This window comes from Hyphomicrobiaceae bacterium (assembly GCA_041397645.1).
GTDB lineage: Bacteria > Pseudomonadota > Alphaproteobacteria > Rhizobiales > Hyphomicrobiaceae > Hyphomicrobium_B.
Genome location: JAWKWE010000007.1, coordinates 1 through 21,052, shown reverse-complemented (window position 1 = coordinate 21,052; position 21,052 = coordinate 1). Strand labels below are relative to the sequence as shown.

The following is a 21,052-nucleotide window of genomic DNA, read 5'->3' as shown; positions in this document are numbered from 1 at the left end:
GCAGTCTTAGTAATAGAGCAGCCAATCAACGGCCCCGGTCGTGGAACAGGGCAGCGATACCCATCGAAGCGGCCAAATTCGGATCGCGGTTTTTCAATCCGGCTGCATGTCGACGCGCGGTGCGCCTTAGCAGCGATGCCAAGGCGATCACCGACCACCTGGCGGCTATCGAATAGAAGCAGGGCCATGAACAGCAACGACGTGGACGTGGTGGATGGCGTTTCGCGCGCCATCCAGCGGCTGTACTGAGCCACCTGCACCAGTCGCGCGAGCCATAATGCAGTGCTCCCCCGCGCTGTCCGGCGTCCAGGCTAGCGAATAGCGTTGCCAAGCACGGCTTGCGCCCGGCACAATTGCGGCATGTCGCCAGCTCATGCCGGCGTCGAAAGAAAGCTCAATTGTTTTTATGCCGCCATCGCCCCAAGCCCAGCCCCAGACATTGATCTCAGTCCCGACATCGAGCACTTCATTGGGCACGGGGCGGACGATCACGGATTGCGGCGCGATCGACCATACGGGAGTGGTCTTGCCCGTGAAGCTGCCACTCTGATCGCGCACCGGATCGTTATACCATCGAGTGACAAATGGCCCAGGAGCGCGATGATCGGCTAGCTCAATGTTGGTGATCCACTTGACACTGTTCGTGCCGTAAAAGCCAGGCACGACTAGGCGTGCCGGAAATCCATTTTCGGCTCGCAACGGTGCCCCGTTCATCTCAAGAGCAATCAGGACGTCGTCTGCTAAGCGCACGAGCGGAATATCCTTGAGATAAGTGTCGCAATGGACACCTTCGAAGATTCCGTAGTCGGCCCCCCGCGACCACACAAACTTTGCCTCGGGCTGTGGCTCACAGTCTCTTATGAGCTCCGCAAGCCGTACGCCGCTCCAAACGACATTACATACACGGCGGGACGGAGCGTCCGGCTGTAGGGGGTTTCCGGCGCATTGGTGGACCGCTTCGATGCGCGTGTGCGGCCTTGCGAGTAAGTCTTGAAAGCGTAGAACAGACGGTTTGCGAACTAAACCTGAGATGCTCAGTGCCCAATCCTCTGCCGCAATGCGGGGGACGCCGAGATGGCAGAGGACGATGGAATCCTCCACGCGCGTAACGGCATCCGTCATATGATGCGGCTCTAACGGAAGGTGGCGGTATAAGCCGCTAGGGTTCAGCTTCAGGGCAGTAAGCATTGATGGTTTCCCCAGGCAACGATTTCGCCAGATGACATCGGGATCACGTCGAAGATGAAAGCTTACGCTACACTGCCATCAATCGGCTTCCTCGACACAGCGGGGCTGGCGACAAGCCTAGTGCGTGGGGATCAGCGCAATAATCGGCATCGCCCCGTCGAACGACCTATTAGTAGCTTACATCAATTACCCCATCAGGCCCTATCGAAAGATTGAGCCGATTGCGTAAGGAAGCGCGTGCCGCTGGACCCATCCCCGAAAAAAATGAGTATCGGGTTCCGCAGCCCCCCGCTTCGCTGGTGATCCGCGCCATATGCGGCGCGAAAAATGAACCGTCGATTTTTCCAGAGCTATGACCGCTTACGTTCAAGAATTCACACGTCGGAAACAAGATGCGGGATAATGCGAATGCGCTTACCTTCCAAAGCTCGGAAGCGGGCTGCAATATAACCGAAGCTGTTTCGCTTAAACCGGCGATCTACACTGGGCATCCTTATGTGCATCAGACTTTTGATACTTCTTGTGGTGTGGGGCTTTGACGTTTCATCCGCGTCGGCCGCCGAGCGCGTTTTGACTCTATCCTTTGGTGGCGAAGCGCGGCGCATCACCGCGCCCGAACTGCTGGCAAGAGCCGATGCGACAACGCTTTCGTTGCCCGACGACGTGTCGTACCACCGCGCCATGACCTACCGCGCGGTGCCGCTGCTCGGATTGATAGAAGCCTCCAGCTCCGGTTTCGATACCATCGAAGCTCGGGCGAGCGATGGGTTTGTGTCGCAGATACCGATGCCGCTTGTGGCTAAGGGGGCGTCGGGCGGGGCGGTAGCCTGGGTAGCAGTCGAGGATCCGGACGCGCCTTGGCCGAACCTACCCGGCAGGGACATGAGCGCCGGACCGTTCTACCTCATCTGGGAGCACCCGGAGCGCTCCAACATCGGCACTGAACAGTGGCCGTTCGCGCTCGTCGGGCTGACGGGAGTCGAAGATCCGGTACGCCGTTGGCCTCAGTTGGCTGTCGATCCTGCACTCGCGGACGCTGCAGTCGAGCGGCGTGGGCAAAAGGTATTCATAAAAAATTGCATGCCCTGCCATCGCATGAAAGGTGCGGGAGAGGGCGATATGGGCCCCGATCTGGGCCAGCCGATGAATGTTACCAGCTATATGACGCGGTCGGGAATTAGGGCTGTTATCCGCGACCCGAAAGCTGTCCGCACTTGGCCTAACCAGCAAATGGTTGGGTTCGACGCGGCAAGCCTCCCGGACGCAGAAGTCGATGCGCTGATCGCTTTTCTCTCTCATATGGCTAAATAGCGAAAGTCTCGTGCTTTGACTTCCTCAGAGACGCCGGTCAGTCCAAACCTAATCGCTCAGCGCCGCCCCCAAGAGCCGGGCCGGCGGTTGGATCGAAGTTGTCGGGCTTCTTTGCAACGAGCGTCTGCGTGGTCAGAATGAGGGCCGCGACAGAGCCTGCATTACGCAGCGCCGTGTAGCAGACTTTCACCGGATCGATAACGCCTGCGCGCACCAGGTCGACCTCCTTCCCCGATCGCGCATCAAGTCCGACGCCATTCTTGGCCCTTGAGATTTTGGCAACGACCTCGTCGCCGTCCAATCCGCTGTTCGATGCAATTTTCGCAAGCGGCTTCTTCAACGCTCGTTGAACGAGCTCGGCGCCCTCTCTGGTGCTGCCATCCAAGTCGTTGATCAAAGAATCTAGAGTAGGTGCCGCTCGAACCAATGCGACCCCACCGCCGGGCACGACGCCTTCTTCTATCGCAGCTCGCGTTGCATTGATTGCGTCCTCGATAATCTGGACTTTGCGCTTCTGCTCGACGGGCGTGGCACCGCCCGCATAGATGATCGCCGTACCGCCGGACAGTTTGGCGAGCCTGTCCACGAACTTGTCTCGCTCGACGTTTTCGGGTGCGGCGTCGTACTGCCGCTTGATCTGTTCCCGGCGCGCTTCGATTTTGTCGGCAGAGCCGCCGCCGGCCGTGATGATCGTGAAATTGGCTGAAACGCGCACTTCCCGCGCGGTGCCCAAGTCCGCCAATTCGCAGTTATCAAGCTTGCCCCCGAGGTCGTGCGCGATAACACGGCCGCCCGTGGCAATTGCAATATCCTCAAGCATGGACTTGCGCCAGTGACCGAACTCGGGCGGGTAGACGGCACAAACAAGTTGGCGCGATTTCTGGCGGCGGGCGAGCAAGTCGACGATAGCAGCGGGAGCCAATTCCTCTGCGATGATGAGCAGCGGGCGGTCGGTCTTCTCGGTGAGATTATAGACAGTGGCAAGCTGGTCAGGTGACTGGATCTTTTGATCCGTCATGAGAATGTAAGGGTTGTCCAGCACCGATTGCATTTTTTCGACGTCGGTCACCATGTGGTGCGAGAGATATCCACGGTCGAACGACATGCCTTCCGTCACGTCCAGCAGTGTTTGCACCCCCACACCATATTGCACGTCGACGATGCCTTGCGGGCCGGCCCGATCGAAGGCCTCCGCCACCATTTCTCCGAGCGCGAGATCGTTGGCCGCGATCGTCGCGATCGCCTGCCGTCCAGCGCTTCCCTGGAGGGGCCGCGCCGATTTTTTCAGGGCCTCTACGACTTGAGCGACCGCCAACTCGAGGCCGTTGACGAACTCCACAGCGTTCGCCCCCTTGGAGAGGCACTTGAGGCCGTCCTGCACAAGCGCGTTGGCGAGGACTGTTGCCGTGGTCGTGCCATCGCCGGCCACCTCGTTGGTTTGCCCGGCCACTTCGCGGACGATCTGGGCCCCCATATTCTCGAAGGGACACTCAAGCTCGATTTCATTGGCGATGCTAACGCCGTCTCGCGACACGATCGGCGTGCCGACCGGACGGTCCATGACGGCGTTCATGCCTTTTGGACCAAGCGTTCCGCTGACTGCGCGTGCAAGCTTGGCGACGCCACGACCCAAAGCCTCTCGTGCCGCCTCGTCATGCAACATAATTTTTGCCATGGCTATTCCTTCCCAAGTATCTCTTTCTTGTTATGGTTCGGCCGAAGCCGACTTGGATGCGTCGCAATGTGGTTTGCGCGCCGAGAGAGGGGTTTCCATGTCGAAGCGCACCGCGAGAAGTCCACGGCACAGGGCACCATTGAACTCAGCGTTGGCTTTGACGCGACGAAGCGCGCCCAGATAGGCGATCATACTATCGGGATCAATCTCTTGTCCGTCCGCGGTCAGAAACGCCTTCGAACAATCGTCGAATGACCCGACGACGTCGCGTCTCTCGATATAGCGATTAACGAGAGTGCGTCCCTCAGATTTGAGACGAATGTCGGTCAGCTCACGCATGGACATGGAAGCCACGCACGAGACCGGCAACCCGATTTTCAAAAGATGCTGCATTAGCGCTTCCTGGCGGCGCTGGTACGCCTTCACCAGGAAGGTATGCCGCACCTCTTCCAGATTACCGTTCGCTTCGCTGCCGAAAGTTTCCGCAAACGAGTGGCCTTGCGAAATGCCGGTGTTGATCTTATCGGCATACATGTGATCGGCGAGAACGATGCGTGCTTCCTTGACCCACGGGAGCGCCATGATGGCCGAACGCATATCCTCGGCCATCATGAACGCGAAGTTCGCCGCGCACCAATAGGTGGGCAGACGGAAGCCGACATGGACGACATGTTCGTCGTCCACATCGACGCTGCTAATGAACTTCATGTCGGTCACAGGCTCGTCCAGCTCCGGATCCACGACGCTGCTAAGCTTTTCCCAGACGTCGTCTAGCCGATTGGATACTTGCGCCGTAGCCGACCCGGACTCAACATCCTCCATTATGCCGCCACCTTATTCGCGATACCAAGTTTGCGCTTTTGGGCCTCGATGTCGATGTTGTAAAGGCGGGCGGCATTGAGCCCGAGGATCTTCTTTTTCGCTTCCATTGACAGCGAAACCCCGGTTTCCTTAGCGACGTCGTCAGGCAGCTCGAAGGCCATGAACTTGTCGATTATCCACTTCGGCGTCCAGATTCCGTAATCGCTGCCGAACAGAAGTTTGTCTTCGCCGAGCCAGAATAGAAGCTCGGAAATGACATGAGCGAAATAACCTGGGCGGCTATGGATGAATGGAATGGCAACCGCAAGCCCGCCATAGACGTTCGTTTCCTGGGTTGCGATCCAGCAGAAGTCATCGAGACGTGGAAGACCGCAATGTTCGACGATGAAATTCAAGCCCTGAAAGGATGTTGCCACATCGTCGATGTCGGCAACATCGAACGCATCGCGATTGAGCGGGATGATCGTCGGGCCTTTGTGGACATGGATGTTCTTCACGCCGAGCTTCTGAGCTTCCTCGAGGAACCGGTAGCTGTCCTTGTCCGTCAGCTTGTAGCCTTTTGAATCGCCTTTCCACTCCGCGGTGTAGAGCTTGACACCCTGGATCTTGTGCTTTTCGACGAGCGCGTGGAGATGTTCCAGCCCCTTGGTCCCGTCGCGCGGATCGAATGCACCGTTGAGAATGAAGCGATCGGGATAGCGATCCTTCAAGATCGCGTTGCGCTCGGTCGTGTTGAAGCCCTCCTTGTAAAAGTCGCCGAGGTACGTCGGCTGCAGGATGGCCATGTCGTCGTAGCCGTGCACAAAGAGATCATCGTGCATGGTTTGTGCGTCGTATTTCTCGAACTTCTCCTTTGGCCAAACTTCTTCTTTTGGGCTGAGTCCTGAGTGATAAGCGTAGAAGCAGTCTATGAACTGCTTACCATGGACGTTCTTGTGATTTGCGGGGCTGCCGTCCCAAAAATGGGTGTGGCCATCGATCACGAAGATCTCTTCGCCGCACTTTGTTTTGTACATATCGCGTTCCTCGTCCCAGGGCTCGATTGCGCTTTGTCGGGGCCGCCGCGCAAACGGACTATCAGTTGCGGTTTCATTTTGCGTCTAATCAAGTGATGTATTGCATCGCCTCGTTCATATCGCCGAACAGCGTGACGTTGTTCTCGTCGATCATCACCATCCGGCCGTAGTGCGTGGAGGTGGAGATTTCGAACAGATGCGGTGTCATGGGGCGTCCCAGGGCCTCGCTGATCTCGTCCATCATGAACGTTATCTTCCCTTCCCCGTCGACACGGATCATGGCGGGAAGATAGGTGACGACGATGCCGGGTTTCTGCTCCATCACTTCAGCGATGGCGCGCGCCTCGACGCTGTCATTCATGGTCACGCCGCACTGGTGCGAGACCGTGTCTTCGAAACGGATGTCTTTCATCGACTTGAAGATATTGGCGTGTTCGTTAGTCATGACGTCCTGTCCTTTTGCATTGGGTGTGATTGGCCTGGCTGGGACCGCGCGGTCAGGCGACCGCCGCCGGCACGGTGAGTTCCGTCTGTGAGCAGATTGTTTTGATCCGACTCTTGGCCAACTCGTAGGCATCGGAGAACGAAGCCACCTTGACCCTTGGCTGCGACCAGATCGGCTGAAGCAGCTGGGCCGCTTCGGCGGCGAGAGTGACGTGCTTGTCCAGCCATTGGCTCAGAAGCTGCCGGTTGTGGGCAGCAAATTCCGCATCCGTGACCAGCGTGTGGATCAGTTCAACGGTGTTGGCGAGATTGCGTTCATAGTCGGCCTCCGCGGCAGACACGACACTCGGCGTAATGAAATCTCCTTGCGAAGCCGCTACCTGCATCACAAATCCTGAACGGAAGAGCTCTCCAATCATTGGCTCGAAGGCAAGATTGGTTGCGAGATACTGTTCCAGATAATCTTGCGACCCCATGATGGTTTCGACGGCACGGCGGGTACCCTGCCAGATCGGATCCTCAAGCCAATGTTTCTTTCCGGCATTCACATCAAAGCCTGGCACGTCGAGAGCGATTTCGCTCAGATAGAGGGTCAGATCCTGCGCGAAACGCAGCTTGTAGGACGAGTTGGTCAACACAGCACTGTTGATCATCTGTGTGTAGCCATAGCGCTGCGCCTGCATCAGCGATGTGCCAAGACCGAATTCGGCATGCTTATAAGCACCGAGTTGAACTTGAAGAATTTTGAGCCATGCGGGATCGAAGCGAGATACGGCGCCCGACTTGCGCCCGTTCTCTATGACGCTCTGAACCGCACCGCAGATGGTCGACTGGCGCTGGTAATGCGTGCGCTCCCACTCCTGGTCGACCGCACGGAACTTGTGCCAGTTGGAGCTTTTCGCCTGCGTCCAACTTTTGGTGTAGGTCGTCTCGCCGTTTGGGAAATGGATAATCCAGTCTTGCAGCAGGTAACGTTCCGGGTCGGGCTGCACGTCGAGCGTCACGTCCTCGTAGTGGGTCGCCTTGCGGCCCTTGGGCTCGAAATAGTTGAACTTGCGGCTGTCGGATCCAGGGAACGTTGCAGCGCCGGCCGCGCCGGACTTTTGTGTTTGTGTGGTTTGAGCGGTCATTGACTCCTCCCAGGCTATTTTTGAGTTGATTGGTGCGCTTATGCGCCGTCAGGTCATGTGCTTGGTTGTGTGAATTTGTCGAAGTGAATGTGCGAAGGCTCGACACCGGCGTCTTGCAGAACGGGAATCACGGCGTCGATCATGGGTGGGGGGCCGCAGGAGTAGGCGTCGATGGTGCTGCCATCGAACGCTTCCGTCTTGAGGGTTCGCATCACGGTTTCGTGGATAAAACCGCGCTCTCCCATCCAGGCACCGTTCGCACCGGCATCGGACAGGGCGGGTATGAACTTGAAATCGCTGAGCTTGGAACCGATGCCGGCGATTTCATCGACCAGAATGAGATCCTCTGGCGTTCGCGCGCCATAGAAGAAGCGTATGGGGCGCTCTTCGCCACTTTCGACGTGATCGTTGAGTATGGACCAAAGGGGCGACATGCCCGAGCCGCCTCCGACCAGGATCATCGGCCCGCGACGGTTCTCGCGCCTGAAGCAGCTTCCATAAGGTCCCTTCGCGACGATGTTGGTTCCCGCCGGCAATCCATCGTCAAGGAGCGAAGAAAAGGCGCCGTTCGCATACTTCTTGATGATGAACTGAAGGCGATTAGGCTCGCTCGGTGCGTTTGCCATCGAATAGGCGCGCGTCACGCCATGACCCGGTATCGTGAGATCGACGTATTGCCCCGCCCAGAACTTCATCGGGCTTTGTAATTCGATCGTCAGCCGCCGAATGTCGTGTGTCAGTGTTTCGATGTCGACAATCTCGCCGGCGAAGGATTTTGCGGGAATTGCTTTGCTTAGAATTTCTTCGTCGTAATTGAGCAACTCGATTGTCAGATCGCTAAAGGCTTGTGTACGGCACAAAAGGATATGACCGGTTTCGCTTTCGTATTCCGGCAGCGCGAACGTCGAGTACTTGAGTAATTCGACATCGCCCTCGAGAAGTTTGGATTTACAACTCGAGCACTGGCCTTCCTTGCACCCATGAGGGAGCGCGACGCCCTGGCGGAAGGCAGCATCAAGCACCGTTTCCCCTTCCTCAACGTCCAATTCTATGCCGACAGGCTCCAGCCGGACGGTGTGTACCGCGTTATCCGTCATTCATGTTCCCCGAGTGGGCGGATTGATGGGTTGAGGTTGGGCAGGAGACCAGTCGACGGCCTCCTGCCCGGCGTGGCAAGATCAGGCAAACGCCCTAATCTTGAAGCCCTCACGATACGAAGCGACGTGTTTGTCCCGGTCAGCCGGGCTCATCTGGCGGATGAGTGTCAGCGGGCTTTGGATTGTGTGACCCTTTACGTGATCCAGGGTCCACTGGTCCTTGGGCTCGAAGCGTAGGTGAGGCTGCGCCACGATCGTCTTGCCGTCGGATCGCACGAAGCCCAAATCCTTTATGCAGTCCGCTAGGTCCCAGCCGTGGTAGCACTCTTCCCAGATGCGCCGGCCCTTGAAACGACCCATCGCGGGCGTTGCGCGGCCTTCGTATTCGGCCTGGAAGGCAACCTGATGTGTCCATTTGCATTGCTCTGAGCAGTACGTGTAGAGCTGCCCGTCAACTTCACCGACGCAGAAGTCCTCCCGGATTACGCACGGGCACATGCAGCTCCAGCAACGATGCGGATAGGCGTAGCCGTTCTCGGCGTCGAACAGCATGTTCGTCTGGCCCGGCACACTCTTCTTCCCATACCACTTCCAGTAGTCGCCAAACTCCGCATACCAGCCCGGATATTTCTTCTCGAACCACTCGAAGTCCTTCTCAGTCTGCGCTTCGATGCGCCAGAAATTCACCGGCCAACCGACCGAGAAGAACTGGGCGATCTTGTGCACGTAGTTCTTCTTCACGAGACGATCCCAAGCGGCGGAAACGTCGTCATGGTGGATCTTGATGCCATACTTTTCGAGGGGCAGCATATAGGTGCGGTAGTAGTCCTCGTAGATCCAGCGATGCCAGAGTTCGACGTACGATTCTTTGTTCTTGTCGCGATTTGTCGTGCCGTACTCGATAAACGTGCCGATCGCGGCGTCGACGATCGCATGGTTCTGCCAGAATGCGTACTTGAGGTCGCGTTCCAGCAGCTGATGATTGGAGGGATCGTTGATGAGCGACATCAGAAGCGAGTGCCCGTTGCCGATGTGACGTGATTCATCCGACTGCACCGAGAGAAAGACGGTCGGCAAAGCGTAGTCGCCGTTGCGCGCCGCTTCGGAGGGCATGGCTACAAACAGCGTGTTTGTGAAGGCCGTTTCGGCGACCACAGTGAGATAAATATTGGCAGCGGTAATCGCATCGCCGGTGAGGAATCCCTCGCCGAACTGCCGGCCGATGGTGGTGGCGTAGCATTTGCCAAACGCCGCTTCGGTGATGTCGAAGCCTGCTGGATCGATGTAGTTCTCCATGTACCACTTTTTCAGGTTCATCTGAATCGTGGAGTGGCGGAACTCGTCAACCATCTGCATGGTAAACCCGGTGCGCAGTTCTTCGCCGGGCGCCAGTCTGGCAACCATCGCCATTGATCGCGCCGCTGAGATTTCCGGGAACGGAATGATGGCGAGGAACAACTTCATCCACTCGACCCAGCGAGGCTCGACGTTGCGGAACATGTCGCCACGCAGGGCGGCGTCCAAGGCGCCGTACACGCGATTGTCTTTTTCCTCCTGCATTGGGAAATAGGAGCGCAGGACTTGCTTCATCGGATCCTTCGGCACCTTCGAAATCTTGTAATCCGTCGGGAACGTCTTTGCTTCCTGAACGTAGGTTGGCGTCCAGCCGAGATCGGCAATCCGTGCTGTGGCGTCGGCAATGCCGATGCCCTTCTGCCCGGTTATCTTGTTCAATGTCAGCGGTGCGGTCATGTTTGTCTCCTCGATAGCAACCTGTAAAAGCGGCTTTGTTTTTTGCGTGGCTTCTCCAACCCAAACGGCGTCGCGCCTCTCGGGTCAGGACTTATGGTCGTGATGGTGATGTGAATGGTCGTGGCATCCGTTGCCGCAGCATTGCGAGCCTTCGGACGCTTTCGAGAACGACTTGTTTTCGGCAATGAACCGGGCGCCCAAGATCAGCACGCCCATGGCGAAATCGGGCCCGTGTGCCGCGATCATGGCCTCAGAAATCGTCGCGATTTCTCGGAAGAAACGGTCCTTCGACTCGTCTTCGGCACTAAGTACCGGAGGTCGTGCCGCGCCAGATTTCGCTTCCTCAGTCCGCAGTCCCATAACTACCTCCTATTGACGCTTGGTCGGCTCGATTGATGCGGGGGTCGTCTGATCGAAGTCCGCAAGCGACTTCTGCAGCCACTCGCGTTCGAGGTTCAATTTGCGTTTCTTCTCTTCGTTGTCTTGTGTGCGTCGCCCGATGTCATCGAGCGCTTCGCGGGCCGCTGGATTGCTGCCGTCATGTTCGAGATCCCGCACCGCACACAACCGCTCGATGTCGAGCCCCGCCGCAATGCTGTCGCAGCGCAACTGCTGTGAATTGACCTCGATGATTGCCACCACGATTTCGTGGCGCGAAAGCATGTGCTCGCGACTGCGGCCATCAGGCATGACATCGCTCCTCGCTAAGTCGATCCAAAGCCGCCAAGCAGGAGCTAAGAGTTTCTCGCGAAGCTCGGTCGGCTCGGTCAGGTGAGGTCGGGCAAGGTGCGCGGAGCGGATCATGGGACGAGCACCGCGCGACCATGGATCTTGCCGGTGTGGAGATCATGTAGCGCGTCATTGGCGGCGCTGAGTTTGTATTCTTTGGTTTTGAGGCTCACCCGGCCCTTGTCCGCCAATGCCATCAACTCGGTGAGCTCGGCATACGTGCCGACAAGATTGCCGACGATCGTCTTTTCCGAGGTAATCATGTCGATGGTCGGAAGGTCGATGCGGCCGCCGTATCCGACGATGTAGTAGTAGCCGTCGTTGGCGGTCATGGCGATGCCGTTGGCGACGGCCTCGCCTTCCCCGACAAAGTCGATCACTGCTTCGGCACCTTTTCCGCGCGTGAGCTGCAGGACCGTGTCGACTTCAAAGCCGTTGGCCTTGACGAGGTGATCGGCCCCGCATTCCTTGGCGAGTGCGAGCGAGGCTTCCGATCGGTCGACGGCGATGACTTCTGCCGCGCAGAGCGCCTTGAGGACTTGAATGCCGATGTGCCCGAGGCCCCCGACACCCAAGACGACAACGAATTCGCCCGGCAAGAGATGCCGAGAGGCTTTCTTTGCAGCCCTGTAGGCTGTGAGGCCGGCGTCGGTGTAGGGCGCAACCTCCTTGGGAGCTAGGCTCTTTGGAAGCTTGATCAAAGATCGTTCCGAGGTGAGCAAATACTCCGCATAACCTCCATTGGCATTGATACCAGGGAAGGCGCTGTCTGCCGCGTGCATGTCGTTGCCGCGTCGGCACGCAAGGCAGTGGCCGTTGGTGACCAGGGGGTGACAAATCACCGGGTCGCCGACCTTAACGCCGCTGACGGCCTTGCCGACTTCTTCGACCCAGCCGGCGTTCTCATGCCCCATGATGTAGGGAAGGTTCACCGCAGCCTTGTCGCGCCAAATGCCTTCGACGATGTGGAGATCGGTGCGACACACGCCGGCCCCGCCGATGCGCACGATCACGTCCGTTTGATTTTTGATCTTGGGATCTGGAACGTCCTCGAACTCGACGAAGCGAGGCGACGTCAGCTTTTCATCGTATCTGTGCAGAACGGCCGCCTTCATATTTCCTCCGATGTTCGCATGTCTGTGCCGTTGGTCGGCGCATGTTTAATCAACAGAGGAGAGCAAGCCGCGTGCCAGGCTTATATGGGCCTGTATCTGCTGGCGTTTTGACAAGGCTGTGGGCTTCAATGTGTTGCGCTGTTCAACAGCGCTTGCTGCGTGCGGTGTTACGGCACGAAGCATGGTGCGATGCGATGAGTTTCGTTGCGCAGTGCACATTGAGAAATGGCTAATGAGACAAGCCGATGCAATGTCGAAGTCTTCATGGCGATCGGTGCGCGCTCTTGGCGAACTGCTACCTGGCGTCGATAAGTAAACCTGCAGAAATTGCCTTTGCAAAAAGAGCCGCGGATCGCATGTGTTTAAGCAAGCGGTGTGGGCGTTGAGCGGCGTTTTGCCTTTACAAGAAGGCTTACTAATTGCAGCATGCTTGTAGTCGGGCCTGGGTCTGCTCTCCGGAGCCACGAGCACTTTGCGTGCTAATTGTCATTTCATCCGAAGTCGGAAGTCTCACCAGCTTGCAACCCGGAATTTCGGCGCCATGGGACGAGACATTGATCAGCGACAGGTGCGGCGGGCGTGGGAAACGTTTCTCGAACGCGGCGACGTCCCAGATCTAGTGCGCACGGACGTCGCGGCGTCGTGGAAGCGCTGCAACGATTTCCATATTTCTGTTGAAAGCGACGGCGCACCGCTACTGGCGGAAGATGAACTATTGCGTCGCCGTGAGGCGCATCGGTTGCTGGCGAAATGCGCCAAGCCGGTCTTTGATCGCGCCAGCAAATTCATGAACGAATCGATATCGATGATGATCTTGACGGATGCATCGGGCCTGATCATCGACACCAAGGGTGACGACCGCGCCATCGACGCGGGCCGCGAGATTCACCTTGAGCACGGCGGACGATGGGGTGAGGCCGATATCGGCACGAACGCCATCGGCACGGCGGTCGCGATGCAGCGGCCGGTTCAGATCAACGGTGCGGAGCATTTTTGCTCCAAGGTCCAGCGCTGGACCTGTGCGGCGGCGCCCATTCGCCATCCAGACGACGGCAATATTCTGGGCGTCGTCGATATCTCCGGCCCTGCGCAACACTTCAGCTCGCAAAGTCTGGCACTCGCCATGGTTATGAGCGAGTATATTCAATCTTTGATGGGCGAATCCTGCAAGTTCGATCGCGATTGCCTGCTCGAATACTATCGGAACAAGCAATCCAAATGGCTGAACGAAGACGTGCTCGTTGTCGACCGACGGGGCATCATCGTTCATGCGACCGACAATGCTGTGCGGCTCGCCAATGACACGCAGTCGGGCATACGCCAAGGCATGTCATTGCCCAACCTGAAAGAGCTGCCGTTCAACAAGTGGCAGTCGCATCTTAGCGGCATGTTCCCGACTGCTCGAACCGATATCGTCTCCGTCAACGATTGCGAACTTGGCGCCCTGATCCTGCTGCGCAATCAAAAGCGTGGCAGTGCAAAACAGATCCCAAGCCCGCCGAGCGCGATGGGCCGGACAAGCGAGATCTTCTGCCCTAAGCATGGCAATTCGAACAACTGCGACGCGACTTGCCGACATAAAGAGGCGAGCTTCGTCGCCTCCGATCCAGCCGTCGCTCTGATTGTCCGGCAAGTCAAGTTGGCGGCTCCGCGACGCATGCCCATCCTCATTCGCGGCGAAACCGGAACCGGCAAGGAAGAGTTGGCGCGTTTTGCGCATGCCGCAAGCGGCCGCAAGGGTGCGTTCGTTCCCTTGAATTGCGCGGCGATGCCGGAGAACCTGATCGAAGCCGAATTGTTCGGCTACGTCGAAGGATCATTCACCGGGGCGCGCCGCGGCGGATCTCCCGGACTGATCAAAGAGGCGGACGGCGGGACTTTGTTTCTCGATGAAATCGGCGACATGCCGATTTCACTACAGCCAGTCCTATTGCGGTTTCTGGACGATTGGACAGCGCGCCCCATCGGCGGCTCGAATTTCGCGGTCGACGTGTTGATCGTCGCCGCGACGAACGCCAAGCTCGATCGCGCCATTGCGGACGGCCGCTTCAGATCCGACCTGCTCTATCGATTGAATACGCTCGACGTTGCGCTTCCGAGTCTCGCCGACCGGTCTGACTTCGAAGGGATCGTTCGACATCTGCTGCATTCGATCGATCCGTCGCTAAGCATTTCCGAAGAGGCGGTTGCAAACCTCGCATCGAGACGTTGGCCCGGCAACATTCGCGAACTCAGAAACGTTCTGGCGCGCCTCAGCCTCTCAGCGGTTGAAGGCGTCCTCCAAATAGACACCCCCGCAAGTTCAGAGCGCGAGGAAACGACTGTTAGTGACTCCCGACTCTGGGACCTTCAACGCGCCCGCGTTCTCAACGCATTTGAAGAAACGCAGGGCAATGTTAGCGAAACTGCACGTCGGCTCGGCATTTCACGCAACACAGTTTACAGGGCCCTGGGGAAGACCAGTGGACGCTGATTTGAGCTGCTGTTAGAGCATGTAAAGCGAGTGAACCGCGCCGAATGAGGTGGAATCGCCCAAGGCTTTGCGCAATCGCTCGTGCGAAAGCGCGTTTACATTATTTTCGTTGCTACGCCATCAGCCCACAGATTGCCAGTACAGTCGATTCTTATTCGAACTGTGTATATATTTGACTTCGGTTGTCGCATGATTGGAGTATAGGCCGATCATCGCCAACAAGGGGGGCTCGCCATAAGAGAGCCCGTTGTGAAACAGAGCGACACGCAATATCGGCTTGCCAATTATTCGTATCCGCTAAGATTTGCGGAGGCGTTGTTTGGCGCAATTCAAATCGAAACAATCTGCTAGGCAGACGTCCAGCATAACTGAGGCGTCATTCGACAATCAATTGGAGAAATTACACAGGAGGAGTGATCGAGATGAGAAGATATTTTTATTCATTCGCAGCTGTTGCAATCGCTTTTCTCGGAACGTCTACCGCATTCGCTCAAGACAATAAACCCAACATTGTTATCTTCTGGGGAGATGATATTGGCCAGTCCGATATCAGCGCCTACTCGCATGGTCTCATGGGCTTCAGGACGCCGAATATCGACCGTCTCGCCAAGGAAGGCGTGATGTTTACTGACTACTATGCCGAGCAGAGTTGCACGGCAGGCCGTTCCTCCTTCATCACCGGTCAGTCGGGCTTGCGCACCGGGATGACAAAGGTCGGCTTGCCCGGCGCCAAGCTCGGCCTGCAGAAAGAAGACCCGACAATTGCCGAACTGCTGAAGCCGCTTGGTTACGTGACCGGCCAATTCGGAAAGAACCATCTCGGCGACCGCAACGAGTTTCTCCCGACCGTGCACGGTTTCGATGAGTTCTACGGCAACCTCTACCATCTGAATGCTGAGGAAGAGCCGGAACATGTCGACTATCCGAAGAACCCCAGTTTCAGGGAGAAGTATGGGCCGCGCGGCGTACTCGACTGCAAGGCTTCCGACACCGATGACGAGACAGTTGACCCACGCTTCGGAAAAGTTGGCAAGCAGGTGTGCAAAGACACCGGTCCGTTGACCCGAAAGCGTATGGAAACGATCGACGACGATGTTACCGATCGGGCAGTGGATTTCATCAAACGGCAAGTCAACGACAAAAAGCCGTTTTTTGTCTGGGTGAACACGACGCATATGCATGCGCGTACACACACCAAGCCAGAGAGCCTTGGGCAGGCGGGCCGCTGGCAGAGCAACTATCACGACACGATGATCGATCACGATAAGAATGTCGGCACAGTTCTCAAGGCGCTCGACGATCTCGGGATCGCAGACAGTACGTTCGTCATGTACTCGACCGACAACGGTCCGCACATGAACACCTGGCCGGACGGGGCGATGACGCCGTTCCGCAACGAAAAGAACTCGAATTGGGAGGGTGCCTACCGCGTCCCGGCCATGTTCCGCTGGCCCGGCAAAATCAAATCGGACACCGTCTCGAATGCAATCGTCAGCCACCTCGACATGCTGCCGACGATCCTCGCGGTCGCCGGCGATCCGGACGTCACAGACAAACTGCTCAAGGGCTATAAGGTCGGCGACATGACCTACAAGATCCATCTCGATGGCTATAACCTAGTGCCATACTTGACTGGTCAGACCGATAAAGATCCGCGAGAATCCTTCATCTACGTCAACGACGATCAGCAGGTGACGGGACTGCGCTATGACAACTGGAAACTGGCGTTCATGGAGCAGCGAGCACCAGGCACACTACGCGTCTGGGCGGAGCCTTTCACCAAACTGCGGTTGCCGAAAATCTTCAACCTGCGGACTGATCCCTATGAGCGGGCCGACATTACATCGAACACCTATTATGATTGGATGTTTGACCGCGCCTATCTTCTGGTTCCAGCGCAGGATTACGTTGGGAACTTCCTGGCCACGTTGAAGGACTATCCACCGCGACAGAAGGCGGCCAGCTTCAATCTGGATGACGTGATGGAACAGCTGAAGGAAGGCGGAAACAAATAGCTTAGATAGCCCTACCAGCTCGTAGAAGAAACCCGGGATCTCAAGACGGGCCGCGATGAATGCGCGGCCCGTCTTTCGAGGTGCTTGATCGGACGGCGAACGAAGGTCGCCGGCAATAGGGATTCGAGGGGGGTTTGAAGCAGTCATCGATCACGTCCGATGAATACAGTATCCACATAGCAATCTAAATTAAGAGTTCCTCTCTACCGAAGTCGTCCATCTAGAGGCTTGTGTCGCCGCGGCGAGGGACGGGCCCCGCCGCACCAATTTGGACTCGGGCGCCAGAGAGTCCAATCGACATCAATCGTCGGCGTTCAATTTAGCACGGTCGACCACTGCGGTGTCTTCATCCGCATCCTCGGTTCCGAGAAGGGGCGTTTCTCCTCCGATGTCTTCAACCCCATCTTCAAGGCTATCAGCGTTGGATGGTTCGGTATCCTCCCCCTCTTCGTTATCCGTCTCTTGGGCCTCAATCAATTTCGGCTGCGGGTTCTCGATCCGGTAGCTGCGCGTCTTCGGACTGGCTTTGAGTTTGACGACTACTTCGGGAACTGGAACGAAAGCCGCGCCGCAGTGAGGGCAAGCTATCGATGTTCTGTTCAGATCATAAAAGCGCTCACCACAATCCGCTTCCATGCACGTTCTTTTCGTTCCACGCCATGCCAAACGTTCAATTGTAGGAATTTGAATTCGATCCATTGTGTTCCCTAATTTTGGTTAGAGGCTTTGCAAATTTGCGTGTGAATAGCCGCCCGGCGACGACCGTTAACCGCCAACATGGGTCGTCGCTCGGCGCTTCAGGGTTTGCGCTTACCAAATACCTTGTTTGCCTTTAGGAGCGTCGCCGATACGCTGTTGTCGACTTTCTCTACGCCACGCTCTGAAACCGTCTTCTTTGGCTTGCGAAATTCACGGTTCAATCTCTTCTGTTCCTTAGTCATCTCAGGCTCCATCAGGTAAAATGTTAGTCGATGGCTCCCTCAATGCTCATCAGGCATTGGACCTTCCAGGGGCGATCGCGGAATTGCAGGCCTGCCGTTCGCAGTTTAGGTTTTTGTCAAAGTCATAAGTATGTCTGCGTACCAAGCGCAGTTCAGACCAAGCGCTTCGTCGATGATTAGGTCACGCGTTCCTACATCAAGCCGAGCGGAATGAATGCCAAGAAGCAGCCACGGCAAGTCAAACCCTGAAGCTGGATTATGCATCACCACGGGCGCACCGCTTGTACCCCGATGAGTACGGGCGTCCGTTAGAAAGTAGCCTTCTCCTCCGAAGCGGAGACCATACGATGAAGCAATCACAGCTTGGCGAACCACTGGCATATGATGCAGCGTGTCGTGAAAGCCGAGTGGAAAGCCAACCACCAACAAAGAACTTCCAGCTTCGACGTTATCGACCGATCCGGGTAAGTGCGCGGGCGTGAATGCACGGTAGACACACCCTTCAGGAAGAGCCTTAAAATCAATTTCGATCGCGGCAACGTCAATGCTGCCAGCGTTGTCACTGCCTTGCCGCCACACCGCTTTCCCGTCACGATACAGCAGCATCGAGAAGCCGGTCGATCTGGCCAAATTACTTGGATCGGTGTGCAATTCGATCTCAATGCGATCCGGATAGTGATTGCTCGTCTCATCGATCAAAACGTGCCGGCTGGTTGCCAAGAACAACCGGCCGTCTCGCTCGAAGAAAAAGCCGCTGGCGTTCGTCAGAGGTGTGTGCGCGTTGAAGGTCAAAACGCGCGCAGACGTGAGCAGGATGGGCTCAATCATCCAAGCGCCACTGACTTAAGGCAAAGGATGGGGTCAAATATCGCAATCGCTCCAAGCCCATCCCTTGTAAATCTCAAAATCTGGCCTGAGAGGAGAACTCAGGTCTTCCTGTGTTGGTGTTGCGTCGAACCGAGAAGCCCAAAATATTTAAGGCTTTCACTGTCTCGCTCTCCATGCGCCGAGGCTTCAATGATCTTACGAGCCACTTTCAAGCAGACATCGTCAGATGGCGCTTGGGTCGTAATGCCTCTGCTAAATTGGATTTCTGTTAGAGCTGCTGCGTAAGCTCGGTAGCAAATCGTGAACTGATCAGGATTGAATGGCGGATACGGATACATAGCTCCTACTTTCTCGGGGGGAGCATGAAACTCTCAATCGCCGCTTCCCGTACGAAATAGCATGACGACCAAATCATCATGCGCCTTTATCGCCATAAAAGATAGAACTTTAGATTTTGAGGCTTTGTACCCGTGGCGCCTAAAGCTTTTGTGCTGGCTGACGAGGGAGGGTTCAAAACTACCACCTAGACTCTTCATGTCGCGACCGCCGCCGGCAACAGCTAAACAACGGCCTGGATCCAGCGACTTCATCAGTTTCAGCAATCATCTCAAAGGTGAGACAGCCAACTAGGGTCATGACATTAAAAATGTCCCGCAACCATTGCAATCTTAGCTCTTCCGCGACGTTCTTTGATTCACTCTCCTTGGCCCTCGCGTTCAAGGGCGGAGCGCACCCTCTTCTCGTCCAGGGCGGGAGAGCACAGCTCCATGTCCGACATCAACACCTGTGAGACTAAACTAGCGGCTTGAGGAACGGAGGATTTCGGGCTCATCGTGGAGAATTTAAACGTGAGCATCAAGCGAAGCTGGCGAATATTATAGTGGTGCCATCCGACAGCAGCGTTCTCGCCAGAGTCGAAGAGCGAGTCGAACATCTTGCAAGCGAGAAGATATCTCTTTTCCACGCGAGAGACGTAGAAAGCCGCCTCGGCGCTTCGAATAAGGGAAAGAAATTCTGGTGCGATCGATTCCAATCTGCCTATGCCCAAGTCTTTTCCGTGTAGTGATGTCGCTCCGAAGGATGATGCCAGGGCACGAGTGCGCGATGCGTAGACCGCATCGAAATCGCCCTTGGTAATTAGGGCCGCAGTAAAGAAATCCGGCTGGGCTTGGTCAAACAAGTTGTGCCCCGTATTTCCGGTCTCATCGATATAAGCGTATAGAGAGACTTTGGACGCCCCACCCATCCTCAACTCCCAGTAGTTGATAAGCGCACGCGTCCCCGATAGATGTCTGCTGCTCTAGGCTTACAGACCCAGTCCAGCCGCAATCGCACGGAGTTCATTCAACACTTCGATCGGAGTCGGTCTTCGATTGGTCTGATACGGACGCCACATTGCAAAGGCGTTGGCTAGCAGCGCGGTCCGTCGCCTTGAAGAGCAGCTACACGCAACCGATAGTCCCTTCGTCCGATTGTCTGGTACTTTCTACGATTGCGCCCATCCTTAAGGCCAGCGACCTTGTCGTCCACTAGCTTCTTGAGGCGGTCGATGATTGCTGCCGCCGTTTTGAAATGGTCTTCCCCAGCGGGCTGCCGGACATCAGCAATTTCCAGGTCTGCGGCTTCCTCATTGCGTTCCAGTTGCTCTTGAAGCAACCGTGCGACCTCTTCTTCGTCTTCCGCCTTCTCTTTGAATGTTTGGGCTAGATGGGCAAAATAGACCGTGACTACACCGACCACAGCGGTCGTAAAGAACTGAGAGTTCAGATGGCCCAAAAATTCAAGGGACCATCGAAATGGAAGAACGTGCAGATTGTCTGTGTGTCCATGTTTCAACCTAGCCCCGACCGAAGCCGGAGGGCCCAGACTCGTAGGTGTGCGTTGGAATATAGTGGATTGAGGCTCGGCTCGCGAGAAAGGGTCGTCAGAGCGGCGCGCCGCATGTGGATTTCGCAGGTGGTCCAACATGGCAGCAGGACCGACCCCACCTGCGTTTGCTTGCTTGTCTGGCAGCGGTGCGTCGTTTGGCAACCGTAACGCTGCGTTCCGTTGTTGCAAACACGCCGGCGAAGCGCCTGCCGAGTACACGACCCTAGCAGCCCTGTTGGCAAGTGGCCGATCGATGGCTGGATCTGAAGTGGCGCAATGTAATCGAGCTAGTTGGGGCCAAAGTTGGGACCCCAAAAACTTTTCAACGAAAAACGTTCACAAACAATGCCTTACGTTTGTTTGTGGCGGAGGGGATGGGCCTGACGTCCAACCTTCTCCAAAATCTTCCAGTGTCAGCGACCAGGATTTCAAGCCTTTTGCGCGCTCTTCCAAACGTTCAGATCTGCTTTGCCGCCGGTAGGTTCAACAGGCACCTGCCATATGCCAGTGCGAAACCGCCAAAAGCCGCAATCCATGCGACGCCCGCCCCGGGATGCAGCCAGGCGGACAGGCCAGGCCAGAGGCCAGCGGCAAGTCGGGCCGACACGGCGGCGACGAGGGCCAGATAGATCGCCACGGTGGCCGCA

20 protein-coding genes are annotated in these 21,052 nt (G+C 56.7%); 3 read left to right on the top strand and 17 right to left on the bottom strand.

The features are described 5' to 3' along the window. Positions 1-165 precede the first annotated feature (165 nt). Complete coding sequence (locus R3D51_18030; GenBank protein MEZ5901382.1) at positions 166-1,122, bottom strand: molybdopterin-dependent oxidoreductase; 957 nt, start codon at positions 1,120-1,122, stop codon at positions 166-168. Between the two features lie 561 nt (positions 1,123-1,683). Here R3D51_18030 and R3D51_18025 point away from each other — a divergent pair. After that, the gene (locus tag R3D51_18025; protein MEZ5901381.1) at positions 1,684-2,499 is read left to right on the top strand and encodes a cytochrome c; all 816 of its coding nucleotides are present in this window, start codon (positions 1,684-1,686) and stop codon (positions 2,497-2,499) included. A 37-nt stretch (positions 2,500-2,536) separates the two neighbouring features. Here R3D51_18025 and R3D51_18020 read toward each other — a convergent pair whose 3' ends face one another. From R3D51_18020 to R3D51_17975, 10 genes are all read right to left on the bottom strand, one after another. Then, positions 2,537-4,174, bottom strand: a complete 1,638-nt coding sequence (locus tag R3D51_18020) for a molecular chaperone GroEL (GenBank protein ID MEZ5901380.1) — start codon at positions 4,172-4,174, stop codon at positions 2,537-2,539. Positions 4,175-4,204: 30 nt separating this feature from the next. After that, entirely contained in the window at positions 4,205-4,996 is a 792-nt protein-coding gene (locus R3D51_18015; GenBank protein MEZ5901379.1) for an iron-sulfur cluster assembly protein, read from the bottom strand. Then, positions 4,996-6,012, bottom strand: a complete 1,017-nt coding sequence (locus R3D51_18010; GenBank protein ID MEZ5901378.1) for an amidohydrolase family protein — start codon at positions 6,010-6,012, stop codon at positions 4,996-4,998. Before R3D51_18010 ends, R3D51_18015 begins: the two co-directional genes overlap by 1 nt. A gap of 88 nt (positions 6,013-6,100) precedes the next feature. After that, a complete protein-coding gene (locus R3D51_18005) occupies positions 6,101-6,457 on the bottom strand; it encodes an MmoB/DmpM family protein (GenBank protein MEZ5901377.1) in 357 nt (118 codons plus the stop codon). 52 nt (positions 6,458-6,509) lie between these two features. Continuing rightward, entirely contained in the window at positions 6,510-7,586 is a 1,077-nt protein-coding gene (locus R3D51_18000; GenBank protein MEZ5901376.1) for an aromatic/alkene monooxygenase hydroxylase subunit beta, read from the bottom strand. Between the two features lie 53 nt (positions 7,587-7,639). Beyond that, positions 7,640-8,683: an FAD-binding oxidoreductase gene (locus R3D51_17995; GenBank protein MEZ5901375.1), complete on the bottom strand. Its 1,044-nt coding sequence runs from the start codon at positions 8,681-8,683 to the stop codon at positions 7,640-7,642. Between the two features lie 81 nt (positions 8,684-8,764). Further along, positions 8,765-10,435, bottom strand: coding sequence for an aromatic/alkene/methane monooxygenase hydroxylase/oxygenase subunit alpha (locus R3D51_17990; GenBank protein ID MEZ5901374.1), 1,671 nt, complete (start codon positions 10,433-10,435; stop codon positions 8,765-8,767). A gap of 84 nt (positions 10,436-10,519) precedes the next feature. After that, positions 10,520-10,795 carry a hypothetical protein gene (locus R3D51_17985; GenBank protein ID MEZ5901373.1) on the bottom strand — a complete coding sequence of 92 codons (276 nt, stop codon included), beginning with the start codon at positions 10,793-10,795 and terminating at the stop codon, positions 10,520-10,522. A gap of 9 nt (positions 10,796-10,804) precedes the next feature. Further along, the gene (locus R3D51_17980; protein ID MEZ5901372.1) at positions 10,805-11,239 is read right to left on the bottom strand and encodes a hypothetical protein; all 435 of its coding nucleotides are present in this window, start codon (positions 11,237-11,239) and stop codon (positions 10,805-10,807) included. Then, on the bottom strand, positions 11,236-12,279 hold the full coding sequence (locus R3D51_17975) for an NAD(P)-dependent alcohol dehydrogenase (GenBank protein ID MEZ5901371.1): 1,044 nt from the start codon (positions 12,277-12,279) through the stop codon (positions 11,236-11,238). Before R3D51_17975 ends, R3D51_17980 begins: the two co-directional genes overlap by 4 nt. 541 nt (positions 12,280-12,820) lie before the next feature. Between R3D51_17975 and R3D51_17970 the strand changes: the two genes are divergently transcribed. Further along, entirely contained in the window at positions 12,821-14,752 is a 1,932-nt protein-coding gene (locus R3D51_17970; GenBank protein ID MEZ5901370.1) for a sigma-54-dependent Fis family transcriptional regulator, read from the top strand. 422 nt (positions 14,753-15,174) lie between these two features. Then, complete coding sequence (locus tag R3D51_17965) at positions 15,175-16,767, top strand: arylsulfatase (protein MEZ5901369.1); 1,593 nt, start codon at positions 15,175-15,177, stop codon at positions 16,765-16,767. A gap of 300 nt (positions 16,768-17,067) precedes the next feature. Here the strand turns inward: R3D51_17965 and R3D51_17960 are convergent, their stop codons facing one another. The 6 genes from R3D51_17960 to R3D51_17935 form a co-directional block, all read right to left on the bottom strand. Continuing rightward, positions 17,068-17,466, bottom strand: coding sequence for a TIGR02300 family protein (locus R3D51_17960; protein MEZ5901368.1), 399 nt, complete (start codon positions 17,464-17,466; stop codon positions 17,068-17,070). Positions 17,467-17,564: 98 nt separating this feature from the next. Further along, positions 17,565-17,708, bottom strand: coding sequence for a hypothetical protein (locus R3D51_17955; GenBank protein MEZ5901367.1), 144 nt, complete (start codon positions 17,706-17,708; stop codon positions 17,565-17,567). A gap of 105 nt (positions 17,709-17,813) precedes the next feature. Then, positions 17,814-18,536, bottom strand: a complete 723-nt coding sequence (locus tag R3D51_17950) for a serine protease (protein ID MEZ5901366.1) — start codon at positions 18,534-18,536, stop codon at positions 17,814-17,816. A gap of 694 nt (positions 18,537-19,230) precedes the next feature. Continuing rightward, positions 19,231-19,716 carry a hypothetical protein gene (locus tag R3D51_17945; protein ID MEZ5901365.1) on the bottom strand — a complete coding sequence of 162 codons (486 nt, stop codon included), beginning with the start codon at positions 19,714-19,716 and terminating at the stop codon, positions 19,231-19,233. 230 nt (positions 19,717-19,946) lie between these two features. After that, complete coding sequence (locus R3D51_17940) at positions 19,947-20,312, bottom strand: hypothetical protein (protein ID MEZ5901364.1); 366 nt, start codon at positions 20,310-20,312, stop codon at positions 19,947-19,949. Positions 20,313-20,862: 550 nt separating this feature from the next. Then, the coding region (locus R3D51_17935) for a short-chain dehydrogenase (protein MEZ5901363.1) at positions 20,863-21,052 on the bottom strand (190 nt) is incomplete at its 5' end.